The following is a 22,016-nucleotide window of genomic DNA, read 5'->3' as shown; positions in this document are numbered from 1 at the left end:
TATTTTAATGAACTTACGCTAAACTCATCATCTCAGCAAAAGTCTGAATACGAGTTCTGGCTTGTTCATTATTCTGAGTTTGTTGGTCGATTTCAACATATAAAGTAGGTATTCCACTGTCTTCTATATCTTTTCTAACTAAAGGATAATCGTACTCTTCTGGGTCACAGAATTTCATCATACAGAAGATAACACCATCTATATCTTTCTTTTTAACTTCATCTACTATAAGTGACCCACGTTTTTTCTTAGGGTCATAAGCTAATGAACATCCTTCTATATTTGACCATTGTCTTGCTAATCTCTCTAACGCATCATCACCTGCTGGTACATCTGTTCTGAATTGTCTTGTTTCTTGAGCTAAATCGTCAGCTACAACTGATATATTGTTGTCTTCTAAAATATCTAATATATCTTTAGAATCGGCTAATATACCTGTTAATAAAACTTTCTTTCCAGAACAAACCTCTTCTGGCATAGCATTTAATTTTGCTATTAAATCTTTTACCAACTTAGTGTGTTCTTCTTTTCTCATAAAGAATCCACTCTTAATTACTAAGCTTCTTATTGATGGTTTTATAGTATTAGAATGTTTATAAGCTGCTTCAACAAAATCTCTCATAGTTTTTCTATGTTCATTGTAAACTTCTATACTTTCATGAATTTTTGCTTCTTCTATTTCATAGCCACATATTTCTTCAAGTTCTCTTTTTACACCTTTATACTCACTAATTAAGTATTTTACACCAGCTTCAAGTTTTCTATTTTGTGGGTGTACTAATGATATATATTTTATATGAGGTACTGCTGATTTCCAGTTTTGTCCTAAACAAATTAGTGTATCACACATACCTGGTATAATAACTCCAGATAATTCATCATAAGCACCTTTTAATCCATATTCTAAACATGATTGCATTATTGAACATGCAAATGCAGGGAAATATTGTTTAGCTAAATCTAATTCTGTTTGTCCTCCCCATATACCAACTGGAAGCATTCCAGCTGCATGTATAATCTCTTCTGGGCAATAAACTGGAAAACAACCTATAGCTTTTTTACCAGTTTCACTTTTATATTTTTTTACAGCCTCATTTGGATTTTCAACTACTTCTTTCATTTTAGATAAAATAGCTTCCATTATATCTCACCTCTATTAAGTTTTTTTCTTTCTTCCATTACTTCAACTAAACCTTGAATCCTTGTTTCAAACTGAGCATTAGTAAAAGCTCTAGGGTCTGCTTGGTCACCATCAAATCCAGCATATGGTAATCCAGTTTCTTCAGCTGCTCTTCTTTGCATTTCATATTGTATTAAACTCATAAGTTTACAGCTTCTATTCATATGATAGAATGCTCCATCACATTTACCCTCTACTAAAGAATCAACTCTATATTTTGTCATACGGTCTAAGTTTACATTATTAAACATAGTACTGTATGCTACTGCCATTCCATCTAAATCATTAACTTCATATTGTAATGCCCAAGCATGTGGATAAACACTACCTGTCATATTAACTCCAAATTTAGCTAATGTTTTCATTTTATATCCTATATATGGCCAACAAGGTATACCTTCCATCATTATTCTGTATTTTTCTTCTCCTCTGAAAGAAGATTTACCAGTTTTCATATTGTCCTCTAATTCTTCTATAAGTAACTTAAATGCTTCTGTAGTTTCTTTCTTACCTCTAGCACAAACTATTACAGCCATATAAGTAAATAAGTCAAATCCATTCATTGGAGAAGGAGAAGAATCTGCTGGTAAACTCATAGAATATTTCCATAGTCTTCCGTTTTCAGCTGATATTTTCATTACTTCTTCAAACTTCTTAGGGTCAAATTTTTTCCCTGATATAACTTCTAATTGCTTTATAGCCTCCTCAAATTGAGCTTTAATATAATCAATTCTTGATTGAGTAACTTCATCTTCATTATTGAAAGTTGTATCAATCATTATTAGAGGTATATCTAATTCTCTTGAAATATTTTCATACCATTTTATAACTTGGTTGCATATATTGTTACAGCAAAGTAGGAAATCTGGAGCTGGCATATCTAAAGCTTCACAGCCACCATTTTCTAAAAGACCAAAGTTTGTTCTTGCATATGCACATAGGTCGATAGAATATCCTTTAGATTCAGCCATTTCACATAATTCTAAAGAACCTTTTTTAGCCGCTACCCCAGCTGCTTGGTTTTCTGGATATAATACATTTAAGTCAAATACTTCTGCTAATTCTTGAGGAAATACTGATGTTGACCAACCTACAGGTCTTCCTTCTTCTTTAGCTTTAAATGCATTTGCATATTGTTCAGCTAATAAATCATTAATTACTACTCTAGCTTCTTTTTTTTCAGACATTTTCATCCCTCTTTTTATATATTTTTCACTTCTTTTTGTGATGTTTTTGCTTCATCAAAAGCGTATAACGCTGCTCCTAAAGCACCCGTTAATTGAGGTATATCAGGTACAATAATTTCTGTGTTGATTTCTCTTGCCATAGCTCTTACGATACCACTATTTCTAGCAACTCCACCAACCATAACTACATTTCTTTGTACTCCTATTCTTTTTACTAGGCTAGAAACTCTCTTTGCTACTGAAGTATGGATACCTGCTACTATATCTTCAATTTTTGCATTTTCAGATAAATGTGATATAACCTCAGATTCTGCAAATACTGTACATGTACTGCTTATTGATACTTCATTTTGAGAATTCATAGATATACTTCCAAGTTCAGATACATCAACCTCTATTATCTTTGCCATTACATCTAAAAATCTTCCTGTACCTGCAGCACACTTGTCATTCATAAGAAAGTTCAGTAGTCTTCCATTATTATCCAACTTTAATACCTTTGCATCTTGACCACCTATGTCAATAATAGTTCTTGTCTCTGGAATTATGAAATTTACTCCCCTAGCATGACAGCTTAATTCACTTATTTGCTTGTCAGCATCTGAATAATTCATTCTTCCATATCCTGTAACTACAACTTTTTCAATATCTTCTCTTGCAAGACCTGTCTTGCCATATAATTTTTCTAAAACTCTTGATGGTCCAGTAGTCCCAGTACCAGAAGATATTGTTTCATAAGCTACAATATCTTCTCCATCTTTCAAAATTACTCCCTTTGATGCAGTTGAACCTATATCTAATCCCATTGTGTACATCTTTAGCATTCTCCTTTTATAAAATCTAGAATTACTAATTAGTATCTTACAACTTTATCTTCTTTTAAGTTATTTATTCTTGATTCATCATAACCTAAAGATTTTAATACTTCTACAGTATGTTGACCTACTTTTGGTGCTGGTGTATAATCTTTAATTCCTTCATTTCTAAACATAACTGGAGTATTAACTAAGACACCTGTATTTCCGCTATCATATGTTTTCTTAAATAAGAAGTCATTTGCCCAAGCCTGTTCGTCATCTAATAAGTCTTCACAGCTTTGGATTTTTTCAAATGGTAAGTCTGCTTCTTCTAATAGAACTGACCACTCATCTAATGTTTTTTCTAACATAGCTTCTCCAACTATCTTAACTAAGTCTTCAATATGATTAACCATTGAGTCTATGTTATTGTATCTATCGTCTTCTAATATATATTCTCTATTTATAACCTTACAGAATTTGCCTAACCACTTGTTGTATTGTATTAAAGCTAATTGAATCCATCTTCCATCTTTACATTTATATGTAGTCATTAATGGGCTGTTTGGATTTTCTCTTGATAAAGGCATCTCATTTCCATATTGTGCTGTTGTTATCATTGTTCCCATTCCATATATAGCTGTATGGAAAAGACTTACTGTTACTCTTTCGCCTTTACCAGTTTTTTCTTTTTTATGTAATGCTGCTAAGCTTCCTGCTGCTAATGCTAAACCTGCATAGTGGTCACCAAATCCTGCTGCTGTATTTGCTGGAGATGTCCCTTTTTCCATAACAGATTGGCTAACTCCTCCTCTTGCAAAGTATGCAGTATAGTCAAATCCTGGTTTATCTTTTAAAGGTCCTTTTTCTCCATACCCTAATATTTGAGAGAATATTAATCCTGGATATTTATCTTTTATTTGGTCATAAGCGATACCCATTTTTTCTAATGCCTGAACTCTAACATTAGTTACAAATATATCTGCTTCTGATATTAATTTATGTAATATTTCTATTCCTTCTTTTGACTTTATATTAATACTTACACCTTTCTTATTTCCATTCTCTAATTCAAACATAGGATTTTCATCATCTGATGCTGGAGATTTAAATGTTCCACCCATAACTCTTATTCCATCACCTTCTATAGGCTCAACCTTAATAACCTCTGCACCCCAATCACCTAACATTTTTGCACAACATGGTGCTGCAATGAAACTTGAAAGTTCTACTACTTTAACTCCTTCTAAAAGCATAACGTTTTCCTCCTTAATAGTATCAATTATAAAAATTCAATTAAATCACACATAAAATACTTTCTTTCTGATATTAACTATTTGATGTCAAAGTTCCTAATCTTGTTAAAATAACTTAAAAGTTATTAAAATTATTTTTAATTATTTTATTGTCTTATATCTATATTGTTAAGCATTTATCGTGCCAACTTTATATTCAATCAAAATATCGCTTGATTTGAATGTTTTTTAACAATGTATAATTGAATAACCATTTTCATACCGTGGCATCTTGCAACTCTCCATTGCATTTTGCTATTTTTTTCATACTTTCAAAAGTTTTTTTTATATATTTTTTTATGAAAAAGCTTGACATTTCAAAAAAAGTTTTCATTGCTAAACTCAAAAACACATGTTATTATTGTAATTAATCAGCAAGTTAGTTAACTAATTTCAAACTTAGATAATTTTTTAATAATAATTAATCTAAAAAATAACAATTTCTTTGATAAATTTTTAGAGTAATTATTACGTTAAATAAAAAATAACTAAATATCAAAATAAAACAGGGAAAACAATTTCAAAACTAAATTTTTAACCTTAAAAATTTTGTATAAAAAATATAACCTTATATGCTACATATTATTTCTAAATGAAAAATTACCATATAATTTAATAATTACAGGAGGGTATTGATATGAAAATACTAGTATTTGGAGCACGCGATTATGAAGAACCAGTAATAAAGAAATGGTCTGAAGAACATAAGGATGTTCAAGTGGATATTTATCCTGAAAATATGACTGAAGAAAATGTAGTTAAAGCTAAAGGATATGATGGTATATCTATACAACAAACTAATTATATAGATAACCCTTATATTTATGAAACTTTAAAAGATGCTGGGGTTAAAGTTATAGCTTCAAGAACTGCAGGGGTTGACATGATACATTTTGATTTAGTTAATGAAAACGGACTTATTGTTACAAATGTTCCTTCTTATTCACCTAATGCAATAGCTGAATTGGCTGTTACTCAAGCTATGAACCTTTTAAGAAAAACTCCTTTAGTAAAGAAAAAAGTCTGTGAAGGTGATTACCGTTGGATAGCTGAGCTTCTTGGAACAGAAGTTAGATCTATTACAGTTGGTGTTATAGGTACAGGAAAAATAGGTGCTACTTCTGCAAAATTATTCAAAGGTCTAGGAGCTAATGTAATTGCATTTGACCAATATCCAAATAGTGATTTAAACGATATATTAACTTATAAAGATTCTTTAGAAGACCTTCTAAAAGAAGCTGACCTTATAACATTACATACTCCTTTACTTGATGGAACAAAACATATGATAAATAAAGATACTCTAGCTATAATGAAGGATGGAGCTTACATAGTAAATACTGGACGTGGTGGTTTAATTAATACAGGTGACTTAATAGAAGCACTAGAGTCAGGAAAAATTAGAGCTGCTGCCCTTGATACATTTGAGACTGAAGGATTGTTCTTAAATAAAAAAATGAATCCAGGTGAATTAACTGACCCAGAAATAAATAAACTTCTTTCTATGGAACAAGTTATATTCACTCATCACCTTGGTTTCTTCACTAGTACAGCGATTGAAAATATAGTTTATTCTAGTTTAAGTAGTGCTGTAGAAGTTATAAAAACAGGAACTGCTACTAATAGAGTAAATTAGTATTTTATAAATATATTTTTTTATTAATTAGCTATTATCTAACAAAATAGCCTTTAATTTCCCAAATATAAGAGAGTCAGCTCAATATATATTGAGTATACTCTCTTATATTATTTTTTATATTAAACCTGTACACCTCTTATTCATACCAAATTAAATTTATATTTATATATATTTTACCTATTTTTACTTTTCTAATTATATACATTTGAATGGGTACAATCTGTATTTTACAAAAAAAACACCTAACAAACTATGAAAATTGTATGATTAATATTAATATATTTATAAGAAAACATAACAATTATGTTAGCTCTGGATTTTTAGGGAGGGAGTATATTGGAAAAAATGAATAAAGTTACTTCTAAAAAAACTACCTATATTGTTACTTCAGCATTATTTGCATCCATAATATGTCTGACAATAGCGTATATACTACATATTCCAGTTGGTGGAAACAATGGATATGTTCATATAGGAGATGCTTTTATTTATCTAGCTGCAACTATTTTGCCAACAAACTATGCTATAGCTGCTTCTGCAATCGGCGCTGGTCTAGCTGATTTATCTACAGGTGCAACTATCTGGGTAATACCAACTATAATCATAAAACCAATACTTGTATTATTTTTCACTTCTAAAAGTGACAAGATAATAAATAAGAGAAATATAGTTGCTTCGGTTGTAGCAGGTATAGTAGGATTAGTTTTATACATGTTTGCTGAAGGTATAATTATTGGAAGTTTTACAAGTGCATTTGTAATGAGCTTACTTGGCTTATTACAGCCAATAGGAAGTTTTATTGTTTTTATAATCTTAGGTATGGCACTTGATAAACTTGACTTTAAAAAACGTTATTTTAATTAAGAATTTAAATTTATGGAGGGAAAATTATGAATATCTTATATACAATTGAAAATAGTATCTATGTAAATATAACTAATACATGTCCATGTAGTTGTGTTTTTTGTATAAGAAACGAAAAAGATGAAGTTGCAAATAGTGGTAGTTTATGGTTGGAGCATGAACCAAGTGTAGATGAAGTAAAAGAAGCCTTCAATAAATACAACTTAGACGCCTATGATGAAATCGTATTTTGTGGATATGGCGAACCATTAATGAGAATAAATGAATTGATAGAGGTAGCAAAGTTTATAAAAGAAAAAAGTAGCATAAAGATAAGAATAAATACAAATGGTCTAAGTGATTTAATACATAACAAAAAAACAGCTATTCTGTTAAAAGATGTTATAGATGCAGTATCAATAAGTCTTAATGCCCCAAATAAAGAGGCTTACAATAGAGTTACTCAACCAAAGTTTGGAGAAAAATCATTTGATTATATGTTAGATTTTGCAAGAGATTGCAAAAAATATATAAAAGAAGTGGCTTTTTCAGTAGTAGATGAAATATCTCCAGAAGAAATAGAAGAATCTAAACAACTGGCAAAAAAACTTGATATACCATTAAGAGTTAGACATAAGAACTAACAAGTAAAACTTCAAAAAATTAAGGGGCTGTCTTAAAATAGAGATTGTACCGAGACACCCCTCATAATCACATAAACTTCTTTTAACTATTTACATATTTTAATTATAAATATTTACTTAAATTTTTAACAGGATACACTCATAAAATAAACACAATGCACAATAAAATAATATGTATCAGTTTCTTTATATACTTTACCTTCTTTCGATTTTCTACCATGTAGACAGTTAAGATAATATTCGCAATTCACTCTATTGATTAACTCGTGCGATATGGACAACCAAGAAAGCTATTTCCTCATTTGTTAACTTTTTTCCATATTTCTTTTCTAAAAAATCTCTAACTTTTAATGCAATTGACATCTCTTTTGGATTTGACCTTTTCATTTGATTAAATAATAAATCATCCCCACTACTTAACATACTATCTGAAAAAAATCTTTCCACAAAAAATTTTATATGTGTTATAAATCTCATATAATGCATACTCTTTTTATCTAAGGTTCTATTCAGAGAAAAAACAAAAATATTAATTATTTCTCCAATTACTTTGGCATATTTAATCGTATCATATGAATTTCCATCTGAAGCCATAGCATTTGCAAAATGGAAAGCAATATTGGCTGCTTCTTCTTCTGGTAATTGAATGCCCAATCTCTCTTCTACCATATAAATTGCAATCATTCCAACCTTAAACTCATTTGGATAATAATTTTTTATTTCCCAAAATACTCTATTTGTAATTTTTATTCCTTTACGCATCCTTTCAATTGCAAAGTTAAAATGGTCTGCTAATATCAGGTATAAGTTTTTATTAAAAGATGAGTTCAATAACTTTTTTGCCTCTACTATTATTTCCTGTGTTATCTTTAAAATGTCGACAGGAATATCATCCATTAATTCTAAAAATTGTTTTGATTTTGTATTTTCAACAGGGACAAACATTTGATTATCATTGGAACCACAAATATATTCTCCTGTTTTTTTGCCATATCCAATTCCTTTCCCTATCAAAATAAATTCATTATCATTTATATCATGAACTAAAACAACACTTGAGTTCAAAACTTTCTTTATTATGTAGTTCATTTTATTTGCTCACCTTCTATTGGTCATTTAAAATCTATACTATTATTTTCAATTACTTTTTTATACCAATAAAAACTATCTTTCTTATATCTATTATATGTCCCCTTTCCATAATCATCAGCATCCACATAAATATATCCATAACGTTTTGACATTTGCTTCGTTGATTCACTTACCAAATCAATACAACCCCATGAAGTGTATCCCCAAAGTTCAACACCATCTTCGATAATCGCATCTAACATACATTTAAAGTGTTCTTTTAAATAATCAATTCTATATTGGTCATGAACTTTTTTATCTTCAGTTAAAATATCTTTAGCCCCTAATCCATTTTCAACTATAAATAAAGGCTTTCTGTATCTATCATATAATTCAATCAAAGATACACGTAGACCAATTGAATCAATTTGCCAACCCCATTCACTTGTTTCTAAATAAGGATTTTTTACAGCTAATAGTGTATTCCCTGGTGTAACATCTAATCCAATTGTATCAGATGCTTCACAAGAAGACATATAGTAAGAGAATGAAATAAAATCTACTGGATATTTTTTCATAATTTCGTCATCATGTTCTTCTTTTGCTATTTGAATATTATTATTTTTAAAATATGACAATAAATATACTGGATATTCACCAAAAACTTGCGTATCACTGTATGCATAAATACTTCTCATTTTTTGTTGAGCTGCCAAAACATCTTCTGGTCTACATGTGTATGGATAATATGTTAATTTCGTCAACATACACCCCACTTTTGAATTTGGAATAATCTCATGACAAATTTTTGTTGCAAGAGCACTAGCTACAAATTGATGATGCATAGCTTGAAAAATGACTTCCTCAAAGTTTTTATCCTCAAATCGGTCTCGAACCAAACCACCAGTAGTGTATGGATGACGAATCATAGAATCAACTTCATTAAATGTAAGCCAATATTTCACTTTGTTTTTATATCTTTCACAGATAGTTTGTACATACCTAACAAACATATTGATAACTTGTCGTGAATACCATCCATCATAGTTTAAAACGATATTTAATGGTGGTTCATAATGTGACATAGTAACAAGTGGTTCAATTCCATAACTTATTAACTCATCAAATACATCATCATAAAACTGTAAACCTTCTTCGTTTGGTTCTTTATCATCTCCATTTGGAAAAATACGAGACCAAGCAATACTCATTCGATATGTCTTAAATCCCATTTCTCCCATCAGAGCAATATCTTCTTTATAGTGATGATAAAAATCACTACCGTGACGTTTTGGATAATTTACTTCATCTTCAGGATGTGCTAATCCTTCTTCTATATCTTTTGTTGTGATTTCATTATTGGATTTATAGTCTTTTACATCTGCATCAAAGTGTGCTTTTGCCACATCTGATACAGACCATCCTTTACCACCTAAATTCCAACCACCTTCAAATTGATTGGCAGCTGTAGCTCCTCCCCAAAGAAATCCTTCTGGAAACTTTCTCATATTTATATTCCTCCCTTTACATCAAACAAGATACTTCCTTTTTCTACATTGCCATAAGACTGGTTTAACACTTTATAAGCATACTCTGACCCATTATTATTTACAATCATAACAGTTGAATCTAAATTAGCATTTGAGATTTTGTCTAAATCAAACTGAATTAATAAATCTCCTTCTTTTACATTATCGCCTGTCTTAACAAATGTTTTAAATCCATCTCCATTCATACTTACAGTATTTATTCCAATATGAATCAAAATCTCAGCCCCATTTTTTGTTCTTAAACCAATTGCATGTTTTGTCTCAAATAGCATCACAACTTCTGAATCACAAGGTGCGTATAAATTTCCATTGGTCGGTATAATTGCAACTCCATCTCCCAAAGTCTTACTTGCAAATAGTTCATCATTAACTTTGCCTAAATCGATTACTTTTCCTTCTACGGGAGATACTAAGATATTTACTTCTTTTTCTTCTTCTATTAGTTCTTCTTCAACAACACCTTCAATTGATGGCTCTGCTCTATTTGTATTTTCCTTCCAAATAATCAGTGTAATAATAAACGAACCTAATATTGCAACAACAAAACCAATGATTGCAAAAATTAAATTGTTTCCATTGTTTGGGTCAATAAACATCGTCATACTGGCAAGTCCTGGTCCAACAAGTACAAATCCTCTTACTGCAAATAATCCTAAAAATGTACCAGAAATTGCACTTGACAATACAACACCTAATATTGCTCTTTTATGTTGTAAAGTAATACCATATAAAGCTGGCTCTGTAATTCCCATCAAGGCAGAGATTCCTGCAGATAATGCTGTTTGTTTTAATGTTTCGTTTTTTGTACGTAAAGCGACTGCAAAACAAGCACCACTTTCAGAAATATTGTGAGCTAATGAAGCTGTCATATACAATGCTTCATAACCCAACTTACCAATTGTATTAATTGCATAAGGTAATAATGCTTTGTGCATTCCTGTTGCAACCATAAATGGAAGAATAGCAGCTAGTAATCCTACAGCTAAGAATCCCATTTTGTTATATAAGAATAAAATAATGGTTGTAAAAATTGTACCAACGTTATATCCTAAAGGCCCTAAAATAGTTAAAGTAATTGGAACAGTAATTGCCAAAGACATCATCGGAACAAAAAAAGTTCGAATTGGTTTTGGCGAATACTTGTTAAAAATTTTTTCCATTATTGCCAAGAAAGATACACATAATATAGATGGGAAAACCTGTGCATTATATGCAATATTTGGAATTGTAAATCCAAATAGTTCAACACCTTCACTTAAAGCAGTCGTTGTTGCGGGAAGTAATAAGTATCCTACAGCAGCAATAGCTACTAAACGATTACATTTCAATACATTGGCAGTAGTTACAGCTACCATGATAGGTAAGAAATAGAATGTTGCATCTGAAATAGCAACTAACAATGTATATATAGTAGAATCTGATTTTAAAATATTAAACATTGCTAATAACATCAACAGTGATTTTAAAATACCAGCTCCTGCAATAGCAAAAACCAGTGGTTGAAAAATATTAATAATAAATTCTATAAGTCTTGTTCCTAAGTTTATTTTTTCTTCAGTTTTTATAGCACTATCATTTGTATCTAAAGGGCAAACTTTTAAAATTTCATCATAAACATCAACAACACTATTTCCAATGACAACTTGAAATTGTGCCCCATTAACTATACTCATAACACCTTGTACTCTTTTTAAAGCATCCTGATTCACTTTACTTCTATCAATCAACTTAAAGCGAAGTCTAGTTGAACAGTGTTCTAAAGCTAAAATATTTTTTGAACCACCGACTTGTTCAATAATGTCAATGGCAGTTTTTTTATAATCCATCTTGTAATCTCCTTCTCCATAATTTTTTATGAATGGCCATTCAAGATGCAAAAAAGGCAGAACCTATATAAACACCTTGAAAAATCAAAGCAATATATTCGATCCTGCCTGCATTACCAGTAACATGTCTTCTATTTATACTATTTTGTACTATCATATTAACATTTGTCTAAAAGAATTGTCAATACTTTTTTAAATTTTCTGATACTAACTAATAACGCCTTTATAATTCATTTTTTATATCAATTAAAGCAACAGTAGCCATCCACCAATTAGTATCAAGATTGAACCTGGTATTTTTTCTTTTATATTTTCTTTGAATATAAAATGAGCAAGTATTAAAGTTATTATCATAGATACTTGAGAAAATGGTTCTGCTATACTAAGTTCTAGATTATTTAAAGCAATTAATAATGCTAAATAAGAATATCCATTAATAGCACCACTTAAAATTGAAAGCCCTTTTTTATTACTAAAAATCTCACAAATTACTTTTTGTTTCTTTTTAAATGCTAAAAATATGAATAAATTTAAACCTACGAAGAAATACAGTATAGTTGAATATAATATAGGAGATACTTGTACAAAAAAAGCCTTGTCCAATACCCTTCCTACTGATTGTAAAAATATGTACAAAAACATTAATCTACATGGTAAATTATTGAAAATTACAGAAACATTCTTTAAAAAAGAGCTTACTTTTTTTAATATAAACACTCCACCAATCATAATTATGATTCCTGCAACTTTTGCTAAACTTAAACCTTCACCTAAAAATACAACTGATAAAAGCAGTAAAAACAATGAATTTAAACTGTTTATTGGAGTAACAAGTGAAACTTCTCCAGTTGCTAAAGATGTTACATATGCTACTGAGCCAATTGAATAGACTAAACTACTTATATAACATGGTATTAAAAACGACCAATCACTAACTCTATCCATTATGCTAAATGGAAGTAAACATACTCCCCCTATAAAGAAAAATAGAAATGATGAAGCTATATTTTTATAAATATCTCCTTCTTCATCACCTAATAATCTTACAACTACTCTTTCAAAAGCTAATAGCACTACTCTAATTAATAATGCAAAATAAGATAATATCATTTTTGACCTCACTTAAAAATTAATCCGACTTATTGTTATATTACAAGTTTTTAAAATATCTTGGATTTGAATTTCCACAATATCAGTTTGCCTCAAATCCATTATTTCCTCACAACACTTTATCACATTATTAGCTACTGGGTCTTTCTTCAAATCATTACAAAAGAAAAAAACTGCTTTTTTACTATTCATCTGTAAATCACACTCTTATAATTTAAATATAATATGCTCTCCCACCTAAAATCATCTAAATATCGCTATAGCTCCATTAAGTTATTTATACATAATAGACTACCATACTCATTTTAGCTATACCTTCGCCTGAGTTTCTATATATATGTGATACATCAGCTTTAAATCTTATAGAATTTCCACTAGATACAATGTAATCTTCTCCATTTATTTTAATAGTTACCTCACCACTAAAAACAGTTATAAACTCTTGAGTTCCTGGAAGTTCAGCATTTGAATCTAAATTTCCACCTTCTTCTATTTCAATCATAAATATCTCAAATCTTCTTTTGGAGTCAAATGGAAATATTGGATAGCTTATATATTTTCCATCATCTTCAACAAAATGGTCTATATCACTTTTTTGAATCAATTCTATATCACTTTCCTGTCTCTCCATTAATGATGTAAATGAGATTTTTAGTCCATTAGTTATTTTCTTTAAAGTAGATATGGTAGGATTTACCTCACACTTTTCAATTTGAGATAGCATACTCTTACTTACACCACTAAGTTGAGCAATCTTGTCTAAACTGAGGTGCTTTTCTTTCCTTATCTTTTTTAAATTCTCAGCAATTATTTCATTTAAACTTTGCATAAATACCCCCTAATATATACTAATATAGGACAAGTTATTTTGATTATTAAATAGATTTACTAACTTAATACAATCTTTTTATCCATTATAATGTACATTATGTTTAATATATATTACTTTTTTAAGAATGTAAATAGTTTTCTGAAATTTTACGAAAATGAACAAATAAAAAACTAGTAACCCATATTTTTACAAGGCTACTAGCTTTTATTATAATAATATTTAATTTTAACTATAAAACTTAGATGCACCTATAAGCTGTCTCTTAGAAACAATCTTAGCTAGGTTTGCTAATGAAGAAATTTTTATATCTTTAAAAGAAACTAAAAATACAAACTTAAAATCGGTAAATTCTTGATTTATATTGTATATATCAAAATAACATCTTAAATTATCAAATAAGTAATTATCTTGTAAATCTGCTTCTATCTCATCAGTAGCATCTTTTAAATATGCTCTTACATCTTCAAATAAAACACTAAAATAAGACTCATCTATTTCTTCACCTAACTCTTCCAATATTTCTTCTATATCTAAATCATCCATATCAAAAGAATTTCCTGCCAACTGGCAATCAAATACCAATATATTTTCTTGATTTATAGTATTTGATATATCTTGTACATATTCGAAGTCTGGACGTAATTCTAAAATGTCTTTTATTTCACTGCTCTTTACATGGATTTTTCCTTTTCTATTTTCAAGTTTTAAATCTATCATATGCTCCCCCTTTCAATCTACAAATCTTTAAATACCTTGTTTTATAATCTTTTCAATATCTATCCAATTATTAACTCTAACTATATTTTGATGTTTAACATCTTTATTATAGTTAGTATCCAGAAGTATTACTTTAACACCATCATCAGCTAATTGCACTGAGTTTAGAGGATTATCTTCTATAAATATGTCACAACTCAGTTCTCTTGCCTTTTCAACTTTATAATCACTTCCTAATAAGTAAACATCTATATCTGAAAATCCTTGTCTCGATAGCCAATTTTTAGTTACATCAGTTAAACACTCATGTCTAGCCGTTACAAAAGATAAATTATGTCCTTTAGATAATGCACTAATTACCTCTGTCGCACCCTCTACAATCTTTGCTTCATCATATGAATGTATATACTTATTATTAAACTCCGCATATACATCTCTTATTCCCGAACCATATAATTCTTCCCAATTATGTGTTATACACTCTGCTTCAGTTATGTTTTTATTAAAAATATCATTTAGGTATGGAAGAAAATGATAAGGGCTTGTTATTGTTCCATCTATATCAATACATATATTCAATTTGTTCATTTTTACCTCCATGTAACATTTATTGATTTGATTAATCAAATATTATAGCACAGCTTTAATTATAAATCAAAACTCTAGATATGACTATACCTATATAATACCAAAAAGCTTGCATATTTAAGCAAGCTTTTCGTAAATTTTACATTTTTAACTAATATATAAGTTTTTCTAAGGTTGGTTCCACTCCAAATTGTGCTTTCAGTTCTTTATATTCTTTTAATGCTTTATCATTATTTGTTTTAGTTTTTATCGCTCTTATCATTAAATTTTTGGGTGTATCAAGCGGAGATATGTATTCTACCACAGAAGTATCATATCCATTGCCTTCTAATAACAATGTTCTTAGACCATCAGTTATCAAATCTGCAAATCTAGCTTTAAATACTCCATGTTTTAATATTGGCTCCATAGCTTCATATCTATATTGCCATAATAACTCCTTATGACAACATGGTACTACTACTATAGCTTCAGATTTTGCCCTAATTCCTAGACCTATTGCCATATCTGTAGCCGTATCACAAGCATGTAGGCTTATTACAAGGTCAACATCTCTATTAGGCGTATAATTAGTCAAGTCCTCTTTTATAAATGACATATTCTTATAACCTAAGTTTTTAGCCATATTTCTTGATGCTTCTATAACTACATCTGAATAATCTATACCTATAAAATAACAGTTTTTCTTCAATACTTCTTTTATATAAAAGTTTAAGACAAAGCTTAGATAAGATTTTCCACAGGCACAGTCCAAGATAGTTATACAGTCTTTATCCTGTATTTCTTTTAAGATATTATCTATCAATTCAACAAAATGGTCTATCTGATTGTACTTTCTTATTTTATCATTTTTTATCTTACCATCTTTTGTAAGTACTCCAATTTCTTTTAAAAGTGCATTTGCCTGTCCTACTTTTACATAATAATCTCTGTTCTTTATTTGAGAGGCTGTAAATTCATCTATTTTGGGTACTTCTTCTTTATTGTCTAGATATTTTACATTTACCTTCTTATTGTCTCCTTCAATTACAACAATAGTTCCTCTCTCAACATATTTAAACACTAATCCATCATAGTTTTCTGCCTCTTTAGAAATATTCTTAAGCAATTCATTAAATGTATATAAATCTGATTTTCCTTTAAAATTAAATTTATACTTATTATCTTCCTCTATTGCAATTCCTTTAAACTCTTTTCTTCCAGATTTAAAAATCACCTCTAACTCAATAAAAAAATCCCTATTATCGAGGTTCCTTTGAGTAATCCCCATAAAAAACATATTTAGTTTTCCTATACTCTGCTTATTCATCGTAATCTCCCTTTTAACTTATATCATTAAATCTTATTAGTTGATATTATTTGTTTCTTCGTTGTTTATTTCTTCTTTTAAATCATTCAATCTATTTTTAAAACTTTCTATCTGATTATCTGACAAATCAAGATACTCAGTTATCTTCCCTATATATTTAGGGCTTTTAGTATTTATTAATTTTAAAGCACTTTCCATAGATTTTTCTCTAAGTTCATATGCTTTCTTTACATCATCTCTAGCATTACTCAATGTTTCTGTATACTTCTCCTTAGAAAGTTCTGGAATCTGCATATTTTCATATTCTTTTACAACTTCTTTACACTTGTTTCTGGCATTTGTAACATCTTTTTTTATACTAGATAATTTAGTTATATTTTTTACTATATCCTTAGTGTAAGGTATGCATTCTCTCATTGGAACTAAAGCTACTCTTTCTATATTATAAATTTCTTTCTTAAAAATTCCTATACTTTCTATATCTATTTTTTTTATATCTTCACTATTTTTTTCTTTAATTGTATATCTATTATTTTCTTTTGTAGTATCTTCTTGTTTTTCTGATTTATTATTCACTGAAACATTACTGTCAGAATCATTCTTTTCTTTTGCATCATTACTTTCTTCTTCATTACTTTCTTTATTCTGTGTATTTTTATCTTGTTTACCATTTAAATCTTTACTCTTTGATGACTCTTCATTCTTTTCCTTATCCTGTTTTAAATCAGTACTTTCTTTTTCATTAAAATTTGATACATACTTTTCATCATATATCTCATCAGAAATATAATTATGGTAATACATAGATTCTTTTATTTTATTAAGTCCACTCATATAAATATTACTTATCATTATTGTTGTAGCCAATACCACATAAATACTACTGTAGATACAAGACCTCTTAAAATTCTTGTAATTTCTGAATATCACTACTAAAGGAATAAGATATAAAAATATAAAAACTAATATCCACCTCATAAGTCGTGTCTCCTTTCTCAAAACCGAAATCCCTCAAATATTTATTTTTAATCATGTATCTTATAGTATTTACCAATTTATGTTTTTTAATCGTGAACTTTTATTAAATTAAATTCTGTATAGTCACAAGATGCTAATGTATATTCTACTCCATTTCGAATCCCCTTCAATCCCATTTTGAAAGATTCTTTACCATGCAAGTGACCATAAATCACCTTTTCAACATTATATTCTTCAAATAACTTTGTAAATAAAGATTCATCTAACTTGTCATTTGTAGGGGGATAATGAGTAATCACAATTATTTTTGAGTGACCACTTTTACGAGCAGATTCTAATGATAGTCTAAGTCTATGTTCTTCTCTTTTATAAACTTTTTCATCAGTCTCATCAAATTTAACATTATTAGGACATATCCAACCCCTACCTCCACAAATTGCATAATCTTTATATTCATAAAAGTTAGTCTGAATAAAACGCATATTTTCATATAGCTTATTTAAACTTGTAACGGTTGTCCACCAGTAATCATGATTTCCTTTTATAAGTATTTTCTGACCTGGAAGTTTGCTTATTATATCTAAGTCTTTTTTAGCTTCTATTAAATTAATTCCCCAAGATGTATCTCCTAGCAATAAGACCATATCTTCTTCCTTAACAACTTCTTTCCAATTATCTATAATCTTCTTTTCATGACCATCCCAATTACTTCCAAAGATATTCATTGGCTTATTGACTGATGTTGAAAAATGTAAATCACCTATAGCATATAAACTCATAATATCATTCCTTTCTTGATTACACTAAATAGGCTGTCTCTTTTTAGAAATTATTTTCCATTAAGAGGCAGCCCCATTAATATTTAGCAAATTTTCTACAAGTAGTTTTTACTGAACTACTTTATCATCTACCTTAGTATCCTTATATTGCTCTAGTAATATATCTATTTCTTGTTTTAATTCCAAAATTTCAGTTATATTTTTATCTGTTTCGGTTCTATCGAGTTTTCTTTGATACTGCATAGCTTTATGTGTATCACCCAAGTCATATAACTCTTGTATTCTATTTAGAGTATCTCTAATAGCTATAGACTTCATTTGGTACATAGCCTGAGCTTTCATTATGTCCTCTCTTATTTCACTCATTTCTTGGTCTAAAAGAAAGGCAGCATCAGATGCTCTTCTAAGTCTTTCAGCAAGAGTCTCAGGTATGTAATGGTCATATTTATATTTTAATGAATGTTCTATTGTAGCCCAGAAATTCATTGCAAGAGTTCTTATTTGTATTTCACATATAATTTCCTTTGAACCCGCAATGGAGTTTATAGGGTATTTTATTATAACATGATAACTTCTATAACCACTATCTTTGTAATTTGTAATATAATCTTTTTCTCCTATTATAGTCATATCATTTCTTACTTTTATCAAATCAACTATAGCATATATATCCTCAACAAACTGGCACATTATTCTTATACCAGCAATGTCATCAATTTCAGTTTCTATATCTTTTGCATTTATCCTTTTTAACTTAGATATTATAGAAGATATTTTTTTTGTTCTGCCTGTGACAAACTCTATGGGAGAATATTCACCTTTTGCTAAATATTCTTTTCTTATATTTTTAAATTTTATTTTCAATTCCTCTACTGCATGTTCATAAGGTGCTAGTATCTCATTCCATTTTTCGTATTCCATATTGCTCACCCTTTATTTGTTTTTTATGACCTTCTTTATTTTATCATAATTTATTTTGTTTTTGTATAGTAAAGCAATTCTCCATTTTCCAATATATACCCTATTTCTTCTAAATCAACTAAGTAACTTATAACAGATACTAACGAAGATTTAAAAAAATGATACTCTTTATAATTATTGCTTAAATTATTGTTATTTATAATGTTTTTTAATAAAATTTCTAAAGATTTCGGTTCTGCAAGCAATGCTCTTATTTGATATAAATATTTTTCTATAGCAATCAAATGTTTTTCGATTAATTTATAAGAATCTTCTTTTGATATAACTCGCTTGCCATGCCCTAAAACTAAGTACTCAAAATCTACATTTTTTAATTTTTCTAATGAATTTATTTGTTCCTGTATATCATACAGAAACAAGAAGTCGTATTTTGAGAGAATTTCATCTCCTATCAATAAATCGCCAACAAAAATCACCTTATCTTTCGTCAAAACGGCTATACTACCAGGTGTATGACCTTGAAACTCGATTATGTCAAACATTTCATTGTTTAATTCAATTTTTCCAGTTTCTACAGATTTATCTATCTTTATATCATCTAACATTTTATTTTTTAAGATGTTGTCCATAAATACATTGCTCTTTCCCCCAACAATATACTTTGAAAATAATTCTGGATTTTCTATATATAATTTATCGTATTTAGATGACATTATGCACACATCTTTATAATACTCTTTAAATTGATTACATGCTCCATAGTGGTCATCATGACCATGAGTATTTATAATATATCTAACCTGTATATTATTTTCATCTAATACTTTATTTACTCTCCTAGGTCTTGAACCACATAACCCTGGGTCTATCATAAGTGCTGTGTTATCTTCAAATACATATATTCCTGTATTCGTGCCACCTTTTATAAAAAAGGTATTTCCTTTTACTTTTGTAAGATTCACCTTCTTCACCTCGTTTTGACAATATTTATGATACAATTTATTACCTACTAATATAAAACTATACAAGAACAATCCTTTTTATTCTATCTATCGTTCTTTTTCTTATTTTGTGTTCTTTAGATATCCTTATTTTCACATTATATGCTAAATTTCTATAAAGTAATGACTCTATAAAATATTCAACTATACCTCTATCCCTAAAGTCTATATCTATATTTCCACTTGAATAAATCTTTGAGTCTAATATCATAAGCTCGTCAAAAAAGCTTAATCTCTCAGATTTACTTAAATAATCTTTATTTGGAATAAATCTATCACAATAATCTATCCTGTAATTTACTACTTCATCATTTATTTCAAATCCATATTGCTTTTTCATTAACTCTCTATAGTTATTATTTTTCTCAATAACATTATCTAAATTTTTATTATAATCCTCTTTTTTCCAATGTCCAAACATCCTACAATTTAATGGTCTAACTTCATATATTAAACATCTATTATTATTATCTTTAAATGGACATGGGTTCTTTCTTGTGTACTCTTCAAAATAATAATCTAATATTTTACTTATACAGCTTTTTTTTAAATCAACTCTATCTTCAAGATAACAAAATATATTCAAAAACTCAATTAAATTTATACCAACTGATTCCATACAACAATTTCCACATCCAGAACAATCTCCTGCTGGCAAGGACTCATATACATCATTTAGTTTGTCAAAGAGCTTATTTTTAATGGAATAATCTATACAATTTAAAATATCTTTATTTTTTATACTAGTCATTATTATTACTCCTTGTTATAATTATTAAGTTAATACAAACAATTATTATAACATATTTTTTAAATTTAATCGCATATGGAGGTATTTTATGAATAGATATACAAAAATAATTAACATGATGGGAAGTTATTACACAAAAGACTTCGAAAAAGAAAAAAAGAATGTAATAAAAGTTAGAGAAGTCAAAGAAGATACAGTTAGAAAATTTTTCTTACAAGGAGACTGTGAAGTTCTTGTGGTATTTGAGGATACTGGAAAAGAAATACTTCTTGATGATTTTTCTCCTGAAGAAGACATCAAAAAATATTTAGGAGCAAAATTCATAAACAAAAAAAGATAGTTATCAAAAATAGTTCTAAAATTAAAATTTAATAAATGTACAGTTATAATTCTATATAATTATAGTTAAAAGCTATCTTTTATTGCTTTTTTAGACTTTAAGATAGCTTTTTTTCTATTTTTTGTAAAATAATTCCATAATTCACATTAATAATTCACAAAATGATATAATATAACAAATAGATAAACTTTTAAATTTCTAAATACATAATTAATATTTTGCGAGGTGATTTTATGCAAATTTATTTTAGAGTTAAGGCTGTTGGCAAACGCAAACCTATGCTAGAACTTACCCCTTTTGATGTATCTGACAACATCAATTGCCTAAAAGAAGCTATCTCTGAAATTGTATCTAAAAATGTTCTTGAATATAACGAGAAAACCCCAGAAAAAACAATAATAAGCTTCTTAACTAATGAAGAAATTGAATCTCAAGCTAATATTGGAAAAGTTGGATTTGGTTCTATTTATAATGAAAATAAACAATCTGTAGAAAAAGCAATAGAAGTCGCATTACAAGCTTTTGAAGATGGAATCTACAAAGTGCTTATAAATGAAGATGTTATTGAAGAGCTTGATTCCCCTATAAATCCGAAAAGTGGGGATATATTTACTTTTATAAGACTTACCTTGCTTGCTGGAAGAATGTTTTAAAATAA

At 28.7% G+C, this 22,016-nt stretch carries 22 protein-coding genes; 5 read left to right on the top strand and 17 right to left on the bottom strand.

What is annotated here, in order from left to right:
• Positions 1-13: 13 nt before the first annotated feature.
• From hadC to hadA, 4 genes are read right to left on the bottom strand one after another with little or no spacing between them, the layout of a single operon-like run.
• Positions 14-1,141: a (R)-2-hydroxyisocaproyl-CoA dehydratase subunit beta gene (gene hadC, locus JJC02_02405; protein ID UDN55065.1), complete on the bottom strand. Its 1,128-nt coding sequence runs from the start codon at positions 1,139-1,141 to the stop codon at positions 14-16.
• The gene (gene hadB / locus JJC02_02400) at positions 1,141-2,367 is read right to left on the bottom strand and encodes a (R)-2-hydroxyisocaproyl-CoA dehydratase subunit HadB (GenBank protein ID UDN55064.1); all 1,227 of its coding nucleotides are present in this window, start codon (positions 2,365-2,367) and stop codon (positions 1,141-1,143) included. Before hadB ends, hadC begins: the two co-directional genes overlap by 1 nt.
• A 14-nt stretch (positions 2,368-2,381) precedes the next feature.
• Positions 2,382-3,182: a 2-hydroxyisocaproyl-CoA dehydratase activator HadI gene (gene hadI, locus JJC02_02395; GenBank protein UDN55063.1), complete on the bottom strand. Its 801-nt coding sequence runs from the start codon at positions 3,180-3,182 to the stop codon at positions 2,382-2,384.
• Between the two features lie 38 nt (positions 3,183-3,220).
• Positions 3,221-4,420 (bottom strand): isocaprenoyl-CoA:2-hydroxyisocaproate CoA-transferase HadA, encoded by a 1,200-nt coding sequence (hadA, locus tag JJC02_02390; GenBank protein UDN55062.1) that lies wholly within the window; start codon positions 4,418-4,420, stop codon positions 3,221-3,223.
• Positions 4,421-5,096: 676 nt separating this feature from the next.
• Here hadA and JJC02_02385 point away from each other — a divergent pair.
• The 3 genes from JJC02_02385 (at position 5,097) to JJC02_02375 (ending at position 7,585) form a co-directional block, all read left to right on the top strand.
• Positions 5,097-6,095: a D-2-hydroxyacid dehydrogenase gene (locus JJC02_02385; protein ID UDN55061.1), complete on the top strand. Its 999-nt coding sequence runs from the start codon at positions 5,097-5,099 to the stop codon at positions 6,093-6,095.
• A 339-nt stretch (positions 6,096-6,434) separates the two neighbouring features.
• Complete coding sequence (locus JJC02_02380; GenBank protein ID UDN55060.1) at positions 6,435-6,962, top strand: TIGR04002 family protein; 528 nt, start codon at positions 6,435-6,437, stop codon at positions 6,960-6,962.
• Positions 6,963-6,988: 26 nt separating this feature from the next.
• Positions 6,989-7,585: a TIGR04100 family radical SAM protein gene (locus JJC02_02375; protein ID UDN55059.1), complete on the top strand. Its 597-nt coding sequence runs from the start codon at positions 6,989-6,991 to the stop codon at positions 7,583-7,585.
• 252 nt (positions 7,586-7,837) lie between these two features.
• Here JJC02_02375 and JJC02_02370 read toward each other — a convergent pair whose 3' ends face one another.
• The 13 genes from JJC02_02370 to JJC02_02310 all read right to left on the bottom strand — a co-directional run bounded on the left by JJC02_02370 (position 7,838) and on the right by JJC02_02310 (position 21,018).
• On the bottom strand, positions 7,838-8,674 hold the full coding sequence (locus JJC02_02370; protein ID UDN55058.1) for a PRD domain-containing protein: 837 nt from the start codon (positions 8,672-8,674) through the stop codon (positions 7,838-7,840).
• 23 nt (positions 8,675-8,697) lie between these two features.
• Positions 8,698-10,164, bottom strand: a complete 1,467-nt coding sequence (locus JJC02_02365; GenBank protein UDN55057.1) for a family 1 glycosylhydrolase — start codon at positions 10,162-10,164, stop codon at positions 8,698-8,700.
• A 2-nt stretch (positions 10,165-10,166) separates the two neighbouring features.
• On the bottom strand, positions 10,167-12,032 hold the full coding sequence (locus JJC02_02360; GenBank protein UDN55056.1) for a PTS glucose transporter subunit IIA: 1,866 nt from the start codon (positions 12,030-12,032) through the stop codon (positions 10,167-10,169).
• Between the two features lie 246 nt (positions 12,033-12,278).
• Positions 12,279-13,142, bottom strand: coding sequence for an EamA family transporter (locus JJC02_02355; protein UDN55055.1), 864 nt, complete (start codon positions 13,140-13,142; stop codon positions 12,279-12,281).
• A gap of 277 nt (positions 13,143-13,419) precedes the next feature.
• Entirely contained in the window at positions 13,420-13,971 is a 552-nt protein-coding gene (locus tag JJC02_02350; GenBank protein UDN55054.1) for a helix-turn-helix domain-containing protein, read from the bottom strand.
• A gap of 228 nt (positions 13,972-14,199) precedes the next feature.
• Positions 14,200-14,691, bottom strand: a complete 492-nt coding sequence (locus JJC02_02345) for a hypothetical protein (GenBank protein ID UDN55053.1) — start codon at positions 14,689-14,691, stop codon at positions 14,200-14,202.
• A 27-nt stretch (positions 14,692-14,718) separates the two neighbouring features.
• On the bottom strand, positions 14,719-15,279 hold the full coding sequence (locus JJC02_02340; protein ID UDN55052.1) for a hydrolase: 561 nt from the start codon (positions 15,277-15,279) through the stop codon (positions 14,719-14,721).
• Positions 15,280-15,430: 151 nt separating this feature from the next.
• A complete protein-coding gene (locus tag JJC02_02335; GenBank protein UDN55051.1) occupies positions 15,431-16,588 on the bottom strand; it encodes an SAM-dependent methyltransferase in 1,158 nt (385 codons plus the stop codon).
• Positions 16,589-16,624: 36 nt separating this feature from the next.
• Positions 16,625-17,566: a hypothetical protein gene (locus tag JJC02_02330; GenBank protein ID UDN55050.1), complete on the bottom strand. Its 942-nt coding sequence runs from the start codon at positions 17,564-17,566 to the stop codon at positions 16,625-16,627.
• Between the two features lie 86 nt (positions 17,567-17,652).
• A complete protein-coding gene (locus tag JJC02_02325; GenBank protein ID UDN55049.1) occupies positions 17,653-18,345 on the bottom strand; it encodes a metallophosphoesterase in 693 nt (230 codons plus the stop codon).
• A 108-nt stretch (positions 18,346-18,453) separates the two neighbouring features.
• Complete coding sequence (locus tag JJC02_02320; protein UDN55048.1) at positions 18,454-19,266, bottom strand: GTP pyrophosphokinase family protein; 813 nt, start codon at positions 19,264-19,266, stop codon at positions 18,454-18,456.
• A 50-nt stretch (positions 19,267-19,316) separates the two neighbouring features.
• The gene (locus tag JJC02_02315; GenBank protein UDN55047.1) at positions 19,317-20,228 is read right to left on the bottom strand and encodes an MBL fold metallo-hydrolase; all 912 of its coding nucleotides are present in this window, start codon (positions 20,226-20,228) and stop codon (positions 19,317-19,319) included.
• A gap of 58 nt (positions 20,229-20,286) precedes the next feature.
• Positions 20,287-21,018, bottom strand: coding sequence for a YkgJ family cysteine cluster protein (locus tag JJC02_02310; protein UDN55046.1), 732 nt, complete (start codon positions 21,016-21,018; stop codon positions 20,287-20,289).
• A gap of 88 nt (positions 21,019-21,106) precedes the next feature.
• On the opposite strand from JJC02_02310, the gene JJC02_02305 reads away from it, so the two are divergent.
• Both JJC02_02305 and JJC02_02300 read left to right on the top strand, forming a co-directional pair.
• Entirely contained in the window at positions 21,107-21,358 is a 252-nt protein-coding gene (locus JJC02_02305; protein UDN55045.1) for a hypothetical protein, read from the top strand.
• 233 nt (positions 21,359-21,591) lie between these two features.
• Positions 21,592-22,011, top strand: a complete 420-nt coding sequence (locus JJC02_02300; GenBank protein UDN56363.1) for a hypothetical protein — start codon at positions 21,592-21,594, stop codon at positions 22,009-22,011.
• The last annotated feature ends 5 nt before the right edge of the window (positions 22,012-22,016 follow it).

Source organism: Clostridioides sp. ES-S-0054-01 (assembly GCA_021561035.1).
Taxonomy (GTDB): Bacteria; Bacillota; Clostridia; order Peptostreptococcales; family Peptostreptococcaceae; genus Clostridioides.
Note: the sequence above shows the minus strand (reverse complement) of the source record. Positions and strands in the feature narration are given on the sequence as shown.

What these genes read in the sequence shown, in the direction of transcription:
- hadC (UDN55065.1), bottom strand. Translation starts at nt 1,141, where the DNA reads ATGGAAGCTATTTTATCTAAAATGAAAGAAGTAGTTGAAAATCCAAAT.
- hadB (UDN55064.1), bottom strand. Translation starts at nt 2,367, where the DNA reads ATGTCTGAAAAAAAAGAAGCTAGAGTAGTAATTAATGATTTATTAGCT.
- hadI (UDN55063.1), bottom strand. Translation starts at nt 3,182, where the DNA reads ATGTACACAATGGGATTAGATATAGGTTCAACTGCATCAAAGGGAGTA.
- hadA (UDN55062.1), bottom strand. Translation starts at nt 4,420, where the DNA reads ATGCTTTTAGAAGGAGTTAAAGTAGTAGAACTTTCAAGTTTCATTGCA.
- JJC02_02385 (UDN55061.1), top strand. Translation starts at nt 5,097, where the DNA reads ATGAAAATACTAGTATTTGGAGCACGCGATTATGAAGAACCAGTAATA.
- JJC02_02375 (UDN55059.1), top strand. Translation starts at nt 6,989, where the DNA reads ATGAATATCTTATATACAATTGAAAATAGTATCTATGTAAATATAACT.
- JJC02_02370 (UDN55058.1), bottom strand. Translation starts at nt 8,674, where the DNA reads ATGAACTACATAATAAAGAAAGTTTTGAACTCAAGTGTTGTTTTAGTT.
- JJC02_02365 (UDN55057.1), bottom strand. Translation starts at nt 10,164, where the DNA reads ATGAGAAAGTTTCCAGAAGGATTTCTTTGGGGAGGAGCTACAGCTGCC.
- JJC02_02360 (UDN55056.1), bottom strand. Translation starts at nt 12,032, where the DNA reads ATGGATTATAAAAAAACTGCCATTGACATTATTGAACAAGTCGGTGGT.
- JJC02_02355 (UDN55055.1), bottom strand. Translation starts at nt 13,142, where the DNA reads ATGATATTATCTTATTTTGCATTATTAATTAGAGTAGTGCTATTAGCT.
- JJC02_02350 (UDN55054.1), bottom strand. Translation starts at nt 13,971, where the DNA reads ATGCAAAGTTTAAATGAAATAATTGCTGAGAATTTAAAAAAGATAAGG.
- JJC02_02345 (UDN55053.1), bottom strand. Translation starts at nt 14,691, where the DNA reads ATGATAGATTTAAAACTTGAAAATAGAAAAGGAAAAATCCATGTAAAG.
- JJC02_02340 (UDN55052.1), bottom strand. Translation starts at nt 15,279, where the DNA reads ATGAACAAATTGAATATATGTATTGATATAGATGGAACAATAACAAGC.
- JJC02_02335 (UDN55051.1), bottom strand. Translation starts at nt 16,588, where the DNA reads ATGAATAAGCAGAGTATAGGAAAACTAAATATGTTTTTTATGGGGATT.
- JJC02_02330 (UDN55050.1), bottom strand. Translation starts at nt 17,566, where the DNA reads ATGAGGTGGATATTAGTTTTTATATTTTTATATCTTATTCCTTTAGTA.
- JJC02_02325 (UDN55049.1), bottom strand. Translation starts at nt 18,345, where the DNA reads ATGAGTTTATATGCTATAGGTGATTTACATTTTTCAACATCAGTCAAT.
- JJC02_02320 (UDN55048.1), bottom strand. Translation starts at nt 19,266, where the DNA reads ATGGAATACGAAAAATGGAATGAGATACTAGCACCTTATGAACATGCA.
- JJC02_02310 (UDN55046.1), bottom strand. Translation starts at nt 21,018, where the DNA reads ATGACTAGTATAAAAAATAAAGATATTTTAAATTGTATAGATTATTCC.
- JJC02_02305 (UDN55045.1), top strand. Translation starts at nt 21,107, where the DNA reads ATGAATAGATATACAAAAATAATTAACATGATGGGAAGTTATTACACA.
- JJC02_02300 (UDN56363.1), top strand. Translation starts at nt 21,592, where the DNA reads ATGCAAATTTATTTTAGAGTTAAGGCTGTTGGCAAACGCAAACCTATG.